The organism is Agrobacterium sp. SORGH_AS 787, assembly GCF_030819035.1.
Taxonomy (GTDB): Bacteria; Pseudomonadota; Alphaproteobacteria; order Rhizobiales; family Rhizobiaceae; genus Agrobacterium; species Agrobacterium larrymoorei_B.
This window is the reverse complement of the sequence record NZ_JAUTBG010000002.1, coordinates 1,775,549-1,788,693: the sequence shown is the minus strand read 5'-3', so window position 1 is coordinate 1,788,693 and position 13,145 is coordinate 1,775,549. Positions and strand designations below refer to the sequence as shown.

At 58.1% G+C, this 13,145-nt stretch carries 15 protein-coding genes and 1 pseudogene; 7 read left to right on the top strand and 9 right to left on the bottom strand.

Features of this window, described 5'->3' with window-relative positions; genetic code table 11:
• Window positions 1–37 precede the first annotated feature (37 nt).
• Window positions 38–742 carry a YafY family protein gene (locus QE435_RS17820; RefSeq protein WP_349042181.1) on the bottom strand — a complete coding sequence of 235 codons (705 nt, stop codon included), beginning with the start codon at window positions 740–742 and terminating at the stop codon, window positions 38–40.
• 163 nt (window positions 743–905) lie between these two features.
• On the opposite strand from QE435_RS17820, the gene QE435_RS17815 reads away from it, so the two are divergent.
• Window positions 906–2,186 (top strand): TadE/TadG family type IV pilus assembly protein, encoded by a 1,281-nt coding sequence (locus tag QE435_RS17815; RefSeq protein ID WP_349042180.1) that lies wholly within the window; start codon window positions 906–908, stop codon window positions 2,184–2,186.
• Window positions 2,187–2,191: 5 nt separating this feature from the next.
• On the opposite strand, the gene QE435_RS17810 is transcribed toward QE435_RS17815, so the two are convergent.
• Window positions 2,192–3,091: a LysR family transcriptional regulator gene (locus QE435_RS17810; RefSeq protein WP_349042179.1), complete on the bottom strand. Its 900-nt coding sequence runs from the start codon at window positions 3,089–3,091 to the stop codon at window positions 2,192–2,194.
• Window positions 3,092–3,227: 136 nt separating this feature from the next.
• Between QE435_RS17810 and QE435_RS17805 the strand changes: the two genes are divergently transcribed.
• Both QE435_RS17805 and QE435_RS17800 read left to right on the top strand, forming a co-directional pair.
• Complete coding sequence (locus QE435_RS17805; protein WP_349042178.1) at window positions 3,228–4,409, top strand: MFS transporter; 1,182 nt, start codon at window positions 3,228–3,230, stop codon at window positions 4,407–4,409.
• An 86-nt stretch (window positions 4,410–4,495) separates the two neighbouring features.
• A complete protein-coding gene (locus tag QE435_RS17800; RefSeq protein ID WP_349042177.1) occupies window positions 4,496–5,323 on the top strand; it encodes an aldo/keto reductase in 828 nt (275 codons plus the stop codon).
• A 5-nt stretch (window positions 5,324–5,328) separates the two neighbouring features.
• Here QE435_RS17800 and QE435_RS17795 read toward each other — a convergent pair whose 3' ends face one another.
• From QE435_RS17795 to QE435_RS17785, 3 genes are read right to left on the bottom strand one after another with little or no spacing between them, the layout of a single operon-like run.
• The gene (locus tag QE435_RS17795) at window positions 5,329–5,940 is read right to left on the bottom strand and encodes a LysE family translocator (RefSeq protein ID WP_349042176.1); all 612 of its coding nucleotides are present in this window, start codon (window positions 5,938–5,940) and stop codon (window positions 5,329–5,331) included.
• 24 nt (window positions 5,941–5,964) lie between these two features.
• Complete coding sequence (locus tag QE435_RS17790; RefSeq protein ID WP_349042175.1) at window positions 5,965–6,813, bottom strand: AraC family transcriptional regulator; 849 nt, start codon at window positions 6,811–6,813, stop codon at window positions 5,965–5,967.
• 50 nt (window positions 6,814–6,863) lie between these two features.
• Window positions 6,864–7,622, bottom strand: coding sequence for an SDR family oxidoreductase (locus tag QE435_RS17785; protein WP_349042174.1), 759 nt, complete (start codon window positions 7,620–7,622; stop codon window positions 6,864–6,866).
• 103 nt (window positions 7,623–7,725) lie between these two features.
• Here QE435_RS17785 and QE435_RS17780 point away from each other — a divergent pair, with 103 nt between their 5' ends.
• The gene (locus QE435_RS17780) at window positions 7,726–8,151 is read left to right on the top strand and encodes a helix-turn-helix domain-containing protein (RefSeq protein WP_349042173.1); all 426 of its coding nucleotides are present in this window, start codon (window positions 7,726–7,728) and stop codon (window positions 8,149–8,151) included.
• A 54-nt stretch (window positions 8,152–8,205) separates the two neighbouring features.
• On the opposite strand, the gene QE435_RS17775 is transcribed toward QE435_RS17780, so the two are convergent.
• Window positions 8,206–8,598 (bottom strand): DUF937 domain-containing protein, encoded by a 393-nt coding sequence (locus QE435_RS17775; RefSeq protein WP_062438236.1) that lies wholly within the window; start codon window positions 8,596–8,598, stop codon window positions 8,206–8,208.
• A 214-nt stretch (window positions 8,599–8,812) separates the two neighbouring features.
• Here QE435_RS17775 and QE435_RS17770 point away from each other — a divergent pair, with 214 nt between their 5' ends.
• Together QE435_RS17770 and QE435_RS17765 are read left to right on the top strand one after the other, a co-directional pair.
• Window positions 8,813–10,378 carry a helicase HerA-like C-terminal domain-containing protein gene (locus tag QE435_RS17770; protein WP_349042172.1) on the top strand — a complete coding sequence of 522 codons (1,566 nt, stop codon included), beginning with the start codon at window positions 8,813–8,815 and terminating at the stop codon, window positions 10,376–10,378.
• Window positions 10,379–10,465: 87 nt separating this feature from the next.
• Window positions 10,466–10,568: pseudogene (locus QE435_RS17765) on the top strand (N-acetyltransferase); the annotation flags it as partial.
• A 47-nt stretch (window positions 10,569–10,615) separates the two neighbouring features.
• Here QE435_RS17765 and QE435_RS17760 read toward each other — a convergent pair.
• The 3 genes from QE435_RS17760 to QE435_RS17750 all read right to left on the bottom strand — a co-directional run bounded on the left by QE435_RS17760 (window position 10,616) and on the right by QE435_RS17750 (window position 12,264).
• The gene (locus QE435_RS17760) at window positions 10,616–11,380 is read right to left on the bottom strand and encodes an RES family NAD+ phosphorylase (RefSeq protein ID WP_349042171.1); all 765 of its coding nucleotides are present in this window, start codon (window positions 11,378–11,380) and stop codon (window positions 10,616–10,618) included.
• Window positions 11,340–11,723, bottom strand: coding sequence for an MbcA/ParS/Xre antitoxin family protein (locus QE435_RS17755; protein WP_349042170.1), 384 nt, complete (start codon window positions 11,721–11,723; stop codon window positions 11,340–11,342). Before QE435_RS17755 ends, QE435_RS17760 begins: the two co-directional genes overlap by 41 nt.
• A 115-nt stretch (window positions 11,724–11,838) precedes the next feature.
• Window positions 11,839–12,264 carry an organic hydroperoxide resistance protein gene (locus QE435_RS17750; protein WP_062425823.1) on the bottom strand — a complete coding sequence of 142 codons (426 nt, stop codon included), beginning with the start codon at window positions 12,262–12,264 and terminating at the stop codon, window positions 11,839–11,841.
• Window positions 12,265–12,618: 354 nt separating this feature from the next.
• Here QE435_RS17750 and QE435_RS17745 point away from each other — a divergent pair, with 354 nt between their 5' ends.
• Window positions 12,619–13,065 (top strand): MarR family transcriptional regulator, encoded by a 447-nt coding sequence (locus QE435_RS17745; RefSeq protein WP_062425824.1) that lies wholly within the window; start codon window positions 12,619–12,621, stop codon window positions 13,063–13,065.
• The last annotated feature ends 80 nt before the right edge of the window (window positions 13,066–13,145 follow it).

Here is a 13,145-nt window from a genome sequence, read left to right as displayed (position 1 = left end):
CCTGTTGTTGATGAGGAGACCTTAGCCAGGCACAGTGTCAGTTTCTGTCAGCAGTCTCTTGGCGCGCCTTCATCATCTGCCGCCACCCTTTGAGAAGGACTTCGCGGCGTTTGGGATAGCGCGCCTCCAGGAGGGTGAAGGACGAAATCCGATCAGCGCGGAAGCTGCGGTAATCCTGTCTTAGTTCGCACCATCCCAGCAGCACACGAACCTGATCGAAAAACGCCAGTGCAAAAGGCCAGACGATCCGGCGACTGCAACGCCCCTGCTCATCGGCATAGTCGATCTGGATCTTTGCCTGGCTTCGGATGGCATCGCGAATATTGCCGAGATCGATATGCGGCATATCGACAACCTTTCCGGGCCCGACAAGAAGCGTGGAATTGTCCAGTTCCTCCGCCAGGGCCTTCGGCAGGACGGCCGCGATCTTGGCAAGCCCGGCACGCGCGGCATCCGCCAATGCGCCATCTGCCCTGCCCGCCACCCAACGCGAGCCCAAAACCAAAGCCTCGATTTCCGCTTCGGAAAACATCAGAGGCGGAAGAAGATAGCCTGGTCGCAACACGTAGCCGACGCCGGCTTCACCCTCGATATTGGCGCCTTGCGCCTGGAGCGTGGCGATGTCGCGATAGAGCGTGCGCAGGCTGACACCTGTCGCAGCGGCCAATTCTGCCCCGCCTACCGGCCTGCGATAACTGCGCAACAATTGTAGCAAATCAAGCAAGCGCTGCGAGCGTGACACGCACATCTCCAGATAGCAAACCAAAACTATGAGTTTTAATCATCGATTTATACCTGTCGTATAAAATCTTACCAATTTACGTCACCTGTCATTATTCATTTTAAGCCACTTATTCTCAATGTCAGGTCGCTATACTGGCTTCATAAGATTTTCCGAGGCACCAATGCTTAATTTCTGGCGAGACAAGAGCGGCAATTTTGCCATGCTTACCGCAATCCTGGCTGTGCCACTGTTTGGCGCGGCAGGCCTAGCGTTGGACTTCAGTCAGGCACTTGCTGTCAAGGAAGATCTGCAGCAACAGGCGGATGCAACGGCACTCGCTGCAGTCGCCAAAAACTCACCCTATGTGGCTGAAGCCCGCAAGATGGGCGGAGATGGCCCCATCATCGTCGCGGGCAGTTCCCCGACGGACCTCTTCAAGAAGGAAAAGGACAAAAAAGACGATTTCGACGTCAAGAATGTCACCCTGATGGTCAAGAAGATGGGGAATGTCGTTGAATCTTCTGTAGAACTCGATGCAACAGTCAACACTTCGCTATCATCGATCCTCGGCAAGGACCTCGTTACCGTCAGCGTTAAATCCACGGGTCGATATCAAACAGAAAAGTACATGAATTTCTATTTGTTGCTCGATAACACGCCGTCCATGGGTGTGGGTGCAACGCCGCAGGACGTCGCCAAGATGGTGGCGAACACACCCGACCAGTGCGCCTTTGCGTGTCATGACGTTAAAAGCGGAGCCAAAAGCTATTACCAGTTGGCCAAAGACCTGAACGTGACGACGCGCATCAATGTGGTAGGGAAAGCGACAGCCTCGCTCATGGACACCGCAGCGGATACGCAGACCGTTTCCAATCAGTTCAGAATGGCAGTCTATACCTTTGGTGAAAAGGCCGAGGACACAAAACTGCTCGAAGTTGTTCCTCTCACGTCTAGTCTCTCAGACGCAAAGAGTAAGTCGAGCAAGATCGACCTGATGTCCATTCCTTATCAAGGATATAATAACGACCAGCAGACAGATATCGACCGCGCCTTGACGCAGATTTCCTCGAAGATGGGCTTGCAAGGTGACGGCAACAGCTCTGCGACGCCCGAAAAGGTACTCTTCTTCGTATCCGACGGCGTTGGCGACAGCTACAAACCGACAACCTGCACCAAAAGAACCACCAACGGTCGTTGTCAGGAGCCGATCGACACGCGGTTGTGTACCGCCCTTAAGAGCCAGGGCTACCGTATCGCCGTACTCTACACGACCTATCTGCCGCTTCCGACAAACGGCTGGTACAATGACTGGATCCGCCCGTTTCAGTCTGAAATCTCGACCCGTATGCAGGATTGCGCTTCGCAAGGCCTCTTCTTCGAAGTCAGTCCGACTCAGGGCATCAGCGACGCCATGTCGGCACTGTTCAAGCGGGCCGTCTCCTCTCCGCGCCTGTCGAGCTGAACTGATCAGTTCGGCTCGAGCCGCTCGACTAGGAAATCGATAAAGGCGCGAATGCGGGCAGCCAGATGCTCGTGTCCCGCATAGACGGCGTGGACAAGCTCAGTGTCGCCGCCATTATACTCTTCAAGGATCGGCACAAGCTGCCCGGCCTCTATGTCCGGACGGACGTGAAACTCCCCGATCCTGCCAAGGCCGACGCCCAGGAGGCACAGCTGCCGCTTGATGGAGCCGCTGGAGACCTGAATATTGCCGGTGATCGCCTTGGTGTACACGCTCTCCGTTCCGGGATCGCGAAAAGGCCATTCATCGAGGCTCCGGCGGAAGTTGAAGCCGATACAGTTGTGCGCGTCGAGGTCCTCCGGGGTCTTCGGCGTTCCATGCTTTTTGAGGTAGTCAGGCGATGCGACAATGACACGCCTGCTGGAAAACAGGCGCCTCGCCATCAGTGAGGAATCCCTCATCGGTCCCACACGGATTGCGATATCGGTGCGCTCGCCGATAAGGTCGATGACGCCATCGGTCAGGGTTAGATCAAGCCGCACCTTGGGGTGGCGTTCGGCAAACTCACCCACGAGCGGCAGAATGCAGCGCTCCCCAAAGCCGACCGAGGAGTTGACGCGAAGCAGCCCCCTCGCCTCCTCGCGACCGCCGGCGACGAGCTCTTCGGTCTCATCGATCTCTTTCAGGATGCGGCGGGCGCGACGCAGATAGATGTCGCCTTCGGGCGTCAGTTCCAGTGTTCGCGTCGAGCGGACCAGCAACCGCGTGCCAAGCCTCTCCTCGACTCTGGAGACAAGCTTGCTGACGGCGGAGGGAGACAATTTGAGCCGCCGTCCAGCGGCGGAGAAGCTTTTCAGGTCGGCAGCGAGGACGAAGACTTCCATCTCACCGGCGCGATTGTCCATGACCTCACCTATGATTTCAATTCAAAGATGATTATCGATTAATTGGGATTATCAAACAAGTGTCCCATGCCGATATTCAGCCCGAAACTTCAACACCTTCGGGACGGCCCATCTGATCGGCCGGAAAGGCGCAACCATGCCCCTCGCTCTCTTTGCCCTGACGATTGCGGCCTATGCAATCGGCACCACCGAATTCGTCATCGTGGGTCTTTTGCCCACCGTCGCCAATGATCTCAACATCACACTTCCGCTCGCCGGCCTGATCGTCTCGGTCTACGCGCTTGGTGTCACCTTTGGCGCGCCTATTCTCACGGCGCTTACCGGTCGCATCGAGCGCAAGCCGCTTCTGCTCGGCCTGATGGGCCTCTTCATCCTCGGCAATAGCGCTGCGGCGCTCAGCCCCAGCTATGAAATGCTGCTGGTCGCGCGGGTTATCTCCGCCTTTGCCCATGGCGTGTTCTTCTCCGTCGGCGCGACCATCGCCGCCGGGCTGGTTGCCGAGGATCGCAGAGCTTCCGCCATTGCGATGATGTTCATGGGATTGACGGTTTCCATCGTCACCGGCGTTCCCCTCGGCACGCTGATCGGCCAAATTTTTGGCTGGCGCGCCACCTTCTTTGCGGTCGCCGCCCTCGGCGTCGTCGCCTTCATCGGCATTGCAGCACTGCTGCCATCGACGCTTCAAAAGGCCCCGGCCGCCAGTCTCATGGACCAGGTGCGTGTTCTCGGCTCCGGCCGGCTGCTGCTGGCCTTTGCCATGACGGCGCTCGGTTATGGCGGTACCTTCGTCACCTTCACCTTTCTCGCCTCAATCCTGCAGGATCTGACTGGCTTTGCTGCAAGCACCGTCAGCCTCGTTCTGGTGCTCTACGGTCTGGCGATCGCTGCGGGCAACCTCGCCGGGGGACGGATTGCCGACCGTAATCCGGTCAAGGCGCTTGGCTGGCTTTTCGCTCTTCAGGCGCTGGTCCTTGCTATCTTTACCTTCACCGCTCCGTCGGCCCCGGCTGCTTTGGTGACCCTTGTCGCACTTGGCTTTTTATCCTTCGCCAATGTGCCGGGACTTCAGCTTTACGTGGTACAGCTTGCAAAGCGTTTCCGGCCGAACGCAGTCGATGTCGCCTCGGCGCTCAACATCGCCGCCTTCAATCTCGGCATCGCCGTCGGCGCCTGGATCGGCGGTCTGGTGGTCGCATCCCCACTCGGTCTCGGTGCAACGCCATGGGTCGGTGCGCTGTTGGTTTCGGGGGCGCTGGTTCTGACGCTGGTCAGCAGCAGTCTCGACCGCCGCCAGGCAGGTCTTGCCCAGACCGTGTGAACCAAATCCCGTCCTCAGTACTTAGGATGAGGACCTTCCCGCCCCGCAGACTTGCGGGGCCATTATTCGCAATGGAGACAAAAACGATGCAAACAGTCAACGCCAATGGCGCAAACATTCCAGCTCTCGGCTTCGGCACATTCCGCATGCCGGAAGAGGACGTCCACCGTATCCTGCCACAGGCGCTGAAACTGGGTTTCCGGCATGTGGACACGGCGCAGGTCTACAAGAACGAGGCTGCAGTCGGTGATGTCATCGCCAATTCCGGTATCGCGCGCGGCGACATTTTTCTCACCACCAAGGTGTGGGTGGATCAATACAAGCACGACGATTTCATCCGCTCGGTGGATGAGAGCCTGACGAAGCTGAAGACGGATTACGTCGATCTGCTTCTTCTGCACTGGCCGAAGAGCGATGTGCCGCTGGCCGAGCGGATTGGCGCACTGAACGAGCTTCATAAAGCCGGCAAGGCGCGCAACATCGGGATTTCCAACTTCAACGTCGCACTGACGGAGGAGTCGGTCAAACTGTCGGATGCGCCGATTGCCAATAACCAGATCGAGTACCACCCCTATCTCGACCAGACGAAGGTGATCGAGGCTGCCCGCAAGCACGGCATTTCGATCACCGCCTACTATCTGATGGCAGATGGCAAGGTGCCGAAAGACGAGGTGCTTCGCGATATTGGCGCCAAGCACGGCAAGACCGCGGCCCAGGTCGCGCTGCGCTGGGCCATCCAACAACCCGACGTGATTGCGCTATCCAAGACGGCAACCGAAAGCCGCCTGCCCGAAAACTTCGACATCTTCGACTTTGAACTCTCTGACGAAGACATGAAGGCAATCTTTGCTTTGGCGAAGAAGGACGGACGCATCGTCAATCCCGGCCATCTGGCGCCGGAATGGGATGACTAAGTCGATCAACGCTGCACGAAGGCCAGTTTCAGGCCAAGCGCAACGAAGGCTGCGGCGAAACTTCGCCGCAGCCAGACCAGCACGGAAGGCCGCGAAACAATCTGGCGCCGGACAGAAGCGGCAAAGCAGCCATAGGCCGCGAAAATCACAAATGTCATCGCCATGAAGACGAGGCCGAGAGAGGCCATTTCGCGGGCCGATGACGACGAGTCTGCCGCGACGAATTGCGGCAGGAAGGCGAAGAAGAAGATCGAGAATTTTGGATTCAAAAGGTTGATGAGGATGGCCTCGATCACGACGGGGCCCGGCGTTCTTGCGGGCTGTGTTTCATCCACCCGCAGAGCGCCATTTTCTCTCAGCGTGTTCCACGCCATGTATAGCAGATAAATAACGCCCGCATATTTGATGAGAGCGAATGCCGCAGCACTCGCATGGAGGATCGCTGCAAGGCCGGTAATTGCCGCCAGCAGATGCGGGACGATGCCGAGCGTGCAGCCGAAGGCGGCGATCAAGCTTGCACGCGCCCCCTGTGTTAGACCGGCTGCCAGCGTGTAAACCACGCCTGTGCCAGGAGAGGCCACGACGATGGCCGATGTGAGAAGAAATTCGAGTGTCATGAGGACCTTCCTTGAAAGAAGGTGTTACTCTGCTTCGATCCCACATATCGGTCTTGGATGAAATTGCAGGTTTCGATCAGGAGAGCGCATGCCTGTAGGTGGCGGCGTCGTGCCGAAGTGCCGAACGAAGACGCGGTTCAAGTGGCTCTGATCGCAAAAGCCGGACGCCAACGCCGCCTCGGCAGGCGCATCGCCCTTTGCCAATGCTTGCCGCGCCATGTGCAAGCGGCGCTGCATGAGATAGCTGTGCGGTGTCAGCCCCGTGACCGAAGAGAAAGCACGCAGAAATCGGAAGCGGCTCATGCCCGCTTCCGCCGCCAGTTCGGCGAGGCTGAACTGCATCTGCGGTGCCTCATCCACCATCTCCTTGACGCGAGAAAGAGCAACGGATGCAGCGTGCTTCGGCGGGGCAAGAGGTCGCTCCAGCATCTGAGACAACAGCAGCAGGAGAGCCTCCTCGCCCGGTAGAGCCGAACGTTGCGACGTCATGGTTTGAAACACTGCGCGAAAGCGATCGGCCAAGGGGCGCGGATCTACGGGGTAGACGAACTCGAAATCGCGGCGATCCTGTTCGCGAATGTCCGACAATGCTGCGTGGACGACTTCGGGATCGAGATAGAGCATCGTCCAGGCCCGGCCACGCTCGCTGAGCGCTATGCCGTCATGCACCTCACCCGGATTAACGGTGATGACGTGCCCTGCCTCGGCCTCGACGACCCCGCGTCCGCTCGCCGATTTTTGCGCGCCCCGTTCGATCACACCAATGCCGAACTGGTCATGCATGTGACGGGGGAAACTGCGGTCGCTATCAGCAATCACCGCAGCCACGCCCGGCATCGTCGTTTTCGGCATCGTGAACTGGTGTCTGCCCATAGACCGCGCGCCCCCTATCAGAAGCGCAAGCCTATCAGGAACAGCCCGCATCAGGAATGCAGGCTGTTCACCATGCCGAAGACCTGATCGAAATTGCCGTTTTCGGCTGCGAACCGCAGAGGCTTGCAGCGCTCCACGATCACTTCCTTCTCTTCGGGTCTGTTCGTCAGGATATCCATGACTTCCGCGATGAAGGCATCGAGCGGCATGGCGCGCTCGTCGTTAGCCTGCTTTTCACCCTGAAGCATCGTCTGCACGTAAGGTGGCGCAATCTCGATGACATCGACGGGCGTGTCCTTCAACTGCTCGCGCAGCGCCATCGAATAGGCATGGATGGCAGATTTCGTGGCACTGTAGGTGGGCGTTGCTACCATCGGCACGAAAGCGAGACCAGAAGAGACGGTCAAGACGGCAGCATTGTTCTTTTGCAGAAAATGCGGAAGCAAAGCTGCGGTCAACCGGATCGGCGCGAGCAGATTGGTGGCAATCGTCTCTTCCGCGATCTCAAGATAGTCCGGGACCGCGGCGATGTCCTCGTTCTTCATGATGCCGGCATTGTTGATGACGACATTGAGTTCGGGATGGTCACGCGTCAGCGTTTCGGCAAAGGTCCGAATGTTCTCTGCCTTTGTCGCATCGAGCACGGCCGATACCATGCCGGGATTTGCTCTTGTCACTTCATCCAGCGCAGACTGGCGTCGACCGGAAATGATGACCTTGTTGCCAAGTGCATGGAAGGCTTCGGCAAGTGCGCGGCCAATACCGGAACCACCACCGGTGATGAGTATCGTGTTTCCTGTCATCTTCATTTGGCTATCCTCTCTTGTTGAGTGAAACCAAGTTAGCTACGCTACTCTCCAATCGAAAGTAGGCACCCGAAAGATTTATACTTACCAAAAGGAGAGTGTCGGGATGAAGAGGCATCTGGTTGACCCAGCCATAGAAGAAAAACGCCTTCATCCACCGCCGGATGAGACGGATCCCGTTATTGAAGCTCTGGTTCAGGACATCATCGCCAAGGTGGCGGACAAGTGGACGATGTTGATCCTGGAAGCTCTGGAAGAGCATGGGACGATGCGCTTCACGCAGATCGGCAAGGTTGTCGGCGATATCAGTCAGAAGATGTTGACCAAGACGTTGCGCCAGATGGAGTGCGATGGGCTGGTGAAACGCACCGTGCACCCGGTCATCCCCCCGCATGTGGATTACAGCCTGACCCATCTCGGCACGACTTTGGGCAGTGCGTTCTGCGGCGTCTGGATATGGGCGGAGACGCATCATGCGGACATAGAAAAGGCGCGGAAAGCCTTCGAAGAGCAATCCCCACGCCTAAAATAATGGGCCTGAAATAATGCAAGCGCTTCCTTGAAGGAAGCGCTTAGAAGTGGCCGATCAGGCGAACTGGCTGAGGCCCGGTACGGACGCGATCACCTTGTCCACGACTTCGTCGCCGGCATGCTGGCGAGCAATCGAAATGGTGGTCTTGGCAAGTGCGGAGATTTCACCCATGCCGAGGCCCTGGCTCATCAGCTGCTGGCCAAGACCCATGATGCCGCCGCCACCGATGGCGCTCATCAAGCCGCCAAGCAGACCACCGCCGCCCTGACCTTCGCCGTTGAAACGCGCGACGAGATCCGGCGCGCCGGGGATCGATTCGATCATCTTGGCCACGGCCGCGTCATCGGCTTCGCGCTGGAGGAAACCCAGCATCATGCCGAGAGCCTTTTCCGCCTTATCTGGCGCAATGCCCACTCTATCTGCAACCTGGGTTACGATTTCGCTCATAAACTTCCTCCTGAATGCGAAATTACGTTCACGTCAACGTAAAACAATTGAAACATAGACTCAAGACCGCGCAGCCCAATGAAACACTGGTTTTTCGATCCGCTCTTTTCAACCTTATCAAACAGTTGTTGAGGGCCAAAACAGTTCCTATAAGTATAGGGCGGAAATTAAAAACGGGGCACCGCTGCTCGGATAGCTTGGGAAGGATCGCCATATGCTGCAGGACGGAAAGCTTTATATCGGCACGAGCCGCAACCCGGACGACAGCCTTAACAAGGGCGAATATCTCGATCTTCGTTTCGGCAATCGCCACGGGCTGATCACCGGTGCCACCGGCACGGGTAAGACCGTTTCCCTGCAGGTGTTGGCAGAAGGGTTCGCCAAAGCTGGAGTCCCGGTTTTCTGCGCCGATATCAAAGGCGATCTGTCCGGCATCGCCAAGCCCGGCGAGGCGAAAGACTGGGTGACGAAACGGGCCGAACAAATCGGCTTTTCCGATCTCTCCTTCGAGCAGTTTCCCGTGATCTTCTGGGATCTCTATGGCGAAAAGGGCCATCGCGTGCGCGCGACGATCGCCGAAATGGGCCCTCTCCTTCTCGCACGGCTGATGGATGCCTCGGAAGCGCAGGAAGGCGTTCTCAATATTGCGTTCAAGATTGCCGATCAGGGTGGTCTGCCGCTTCTCGACCTGAAGGATTTGCAGTCGCTGCTGAATTACATGGGCGAGCATGCAAGCGAGCTTTCCAGCCAGTTCGGCCTGATCTCGAAATCCTCCGTCGGTTCATTGCAGCGCGGTCTGCTGGTGCTTGAACAGCAGGGTGCACAGCACTTCTTCGGTGAGCCGGCGTTGAAAATCGCCGACATCATGCGCACCACCAGCGACGGGCGCGGGGTGATTTCGGTTCTCGCCGCCGACAAATTGATGATGAACCCGCGCCTCTACGGCACCTTCCTGTTGTGGATGCTTTCCGAACTCTTCGAAGAGCTGCCGGAAGTGGGCGATCCCGCCAAGCCGAAGCTCGTTTTCTTCTTCGACGAGGCGCATCTTCTCTTCAACGACGCGCCGCGCGTTCTGATCGAGCGTGTCGAACAGGTGGTTCGCCTGATCCGGTCCAAGGGCGTTGGCGTCTATTTCGTCACCCAAAATCCACTCGACGTACCGGAAACGGTGCTGGCGCAGCTTGGCAACCGTGTGCAGCATGCGCTTCGCGCCTATACGCCCCGCGAGCAAAAGGCGGTGAAAACCGCCGCCGACACGTTCCGCCAGAACCCCGCCTTCAATACGGCAGAAGCCATCACCACGCTCGGCACCGGCGAGGCGCTGGTTTCCACCCTTCAGGACAAGGGCGCGCCCTCCATCGTGGAACGCACGCTGGTGCGCCCGCCGTCCGGCCGCGTCGGTCCGGTGACGGAGGATGAACGTCGCAGCATCATGGGATCCAGCCCGGTGGCCGGTCTCTATGATACGGATATCGACCGCGAATCCGCCTTCGAGATACTGGGCGAACGCGCGCGTAAGGCAGCCGAGGCGGAGGCTGCCAAGCGCGCGGCGGAAGAGCAGGCAAGCCAGCAGCCAGACAGTGCCGCGGGCCGCTGGAAGCTGCCAGGTTTTGGCGACGACGAACCGAAACAGGCATCAACCACCGGCGGAGGAAGACGCTCCAGCGGCTACCAGCGTCAGACGGTGATCGAGGCTGCGATGAAAAGTGCGGCCCGTTCCGTCGCGACATCGGTCGGACGTGCGCTGGTTCGCGGCATCCTGGGAAGCCTGCGGCGCTAATTTCGCGCGCGCCCTGACATCCCGAAAACATGCCGGAGTGTGCGTCCAAGCTCGGTCCGGCCACCAGATCGCCAAAGCCTTCACTGCGAGCGGCTGGGGACGCGCAAAGAGGATCATCTCATTCAAAATGATCGCTTCGGCCGGGTGTGGGGGCGACGAGTTCATCTACGCCATTCTGCAAACCGACTGAAACAAGTTGACGTCGCGATGACCGACGCAAGCCTCTCTGCGTCGAACTCAGACCTTCAGCAGTCTTGCAATCCGAGGATCAGCGGAAAAGTCGCCGAGGGAAAAGCCGATACGCTGAACCGGCTGCTCGCAAAGGGCCTGTATGCCCATTTTCGATAGGCGAATGCGCCAACTGGAACGGGCCACGGGATGCTTTGACTTGAAGCCAAGTGGCGACAACAGCGCGATATTCTTGCCCTTCTCAGGATCGCGCACTGACCGATAAAGGATCGCCTGAACGTCCGCCTCACGCGCCGCGTCTGCCAAAGCCTGGCATGCTGCATAATCGTTGACGTCGGTCCAGAGAGCCGCATCGCGGGATAACGCAGGCTTCGTCAAATCGATTGCCGCATCTGTCCGAATGTCGGCGGCAAAGGCGGTATACTCCGCCGCGTTGACGGGCATGGGCGTTGCTGGTGACTCGACGTAGAACAACAAGCGGTAGAAAGCCATTTCGGCCAGCGCTGTCTCTATCCTCCTGGCGGCATAATAAACGCCCTTCGTAAAACCTGCCCGGCGAAAGCGAGAGCCATAAGGATAGGCAGAATCGTAGCGAAATGGCGTCGCAAGCAGATAATCCAGGCCCTCGCATTCCGGCGGAAAACGCCGCTTGCTGCTTTCCAGAATATCTTCGAGCAGGGATTGCTCATCCACGGTATCGACCAGTTTCATGGTCGACACGCGGTGCTGCGCCTCGACAAGACGCCACCAGCGCCCTTGGGACGGAAAACTTTCAGAGCGGAGCGCGTCTGGCGTCCAGGTAAGAGAGGACATCGAGCAAACCGGTGATGGAGGTCAGTTTTTCGGCGGGCACGCCCGCAAGCGCATCATTGTGGTTTAGAAGCCAGGCACGCGAGACTGCGTCATCCCCGCCGACAATGGCGTCGAGCGAGCGGAAGACACGGATCAGAAGCACGGCAAGTTCGAATGGCTTGCTGCCAGGCTCCAAACAAAAATCCTGCCTCTTCATCCTTGATACGGTGGGGGCGGAAATACCGAGAATATCTGAAAGGCGTGCTGCGGTCAGGCCGAGTTTTTCCGACGCCGCGACGGCGGCTTTCGTAACGACCCTTCCCTCTTTGGACTCCGCTGTCGGCTTGAGTTGGATATCCATCATCAATCCTTTCCTGAGAAAGAATATAACCTATATATTTCAGAAAACAAGAACGGCCGGTTGGGGCAACCGGCCGCTCGAGCAGACGCCACCAGCTGAACGGTGGCAGTCAAAAGCTTTATTCAACGGAAACAGGCACTTCCGTCGAGGTGCGCAGAGCGTGCGAATAGGGGCAAACGATGTGTGCCTTTTTCACGAGATCTTCAGCGGTTGCCTTGTCGAGGCCTGGGATGTTGACCTTGAGCGACACGTCGATGCCGAAACCGCCGCCGTCTTCCCGTGGGCCAACGCCAACGCTTGCGGTCACGGCCGTATCATCAGGCAGCTTCACCTTTTCCTTGCCAGCGACAACACGCAGCGCGCCGAGGAAGCAGGCGGAGTAACCGGTTGCGAAAAGCTGCTCTGGATTCGTGCCGTGGGCACCGTTACCGCCGAGCTCCTTCGGAACCGTCAAAGTAACGTCCAGAACGCCGTCTTCGGTCTTGGAATTGCCCTCGCGTCCGCCGCCGGTTGCCGTCGCCTTGGTCGTGTAAAGAATTGGCATGTCATGTACTCCCTTGGTTTGCGTTGGATATCTTGTAGCGCATAATTCAATTGCGCACAATACAATTTTGCGCATTGAAAAAATTTTTATGGTCTGCGATAAGGTTAATAAGTTTGCTCGGCCTTCGCATGCAGCAGGAACCGAGTGACGGGATAAAATGTTCCCTAGAGCGCTTCCCTGACGAGCGGAATTGCTTCGCCGGAACGGAATTTCGCAGAATGCGACAACACCATAGGCCTTTGATCTCAAAGAGATCGGCGCCTCGGTCGATCCTGTTCTTGTGAAACCGGTTTCGGTGGCGGCTGTCCGAGCAGCGGGAGGGCGCTTCAACAGCGCATTTTGGAGCTCACGCGAATGGACGACGGGACAATGGAAGGCCTTTTAAGGCTGGACGTACAGATATGTTTCGCGCTTTATGGCGCAGCCCATGCGTTTACGCGGGCCTATAAGCCGTTGTTGGAGCCGCTGGGCCTGACCTACCCGCAATATCTGGTGATGATGGCGCTGTGGGAGGAAGACAACGCCACGGTGAAGGCGCTCGGCGAAATGCTCGGCCTCGATTCAGGTACCCTATCCCCTCTCCTGAAACGGCTGGAGCAGGCAGGCCTCATCACCCGCAAACGCGGCAAGCAGGACGAGCGGCAGGTCGTGATCAGCCTGACGCCGGAAGGTGCGGACATGAAGAAGAAGGCCGTTCACGTCATGCGCTCCATCGGCGAAGCGACAGGATGCAGCCTTGAAGAACTCGGGCAAATTCGGGATCGGCTGAATTCTCTGAAGGACAATCTGGCGCGAGCATGACGACGACCGCGCCGCCCCTCGTCGCTGCGCGACGTTCTCACCACTCATAACAGGCGAAGCGAGGGATAAGCTGACGCTGT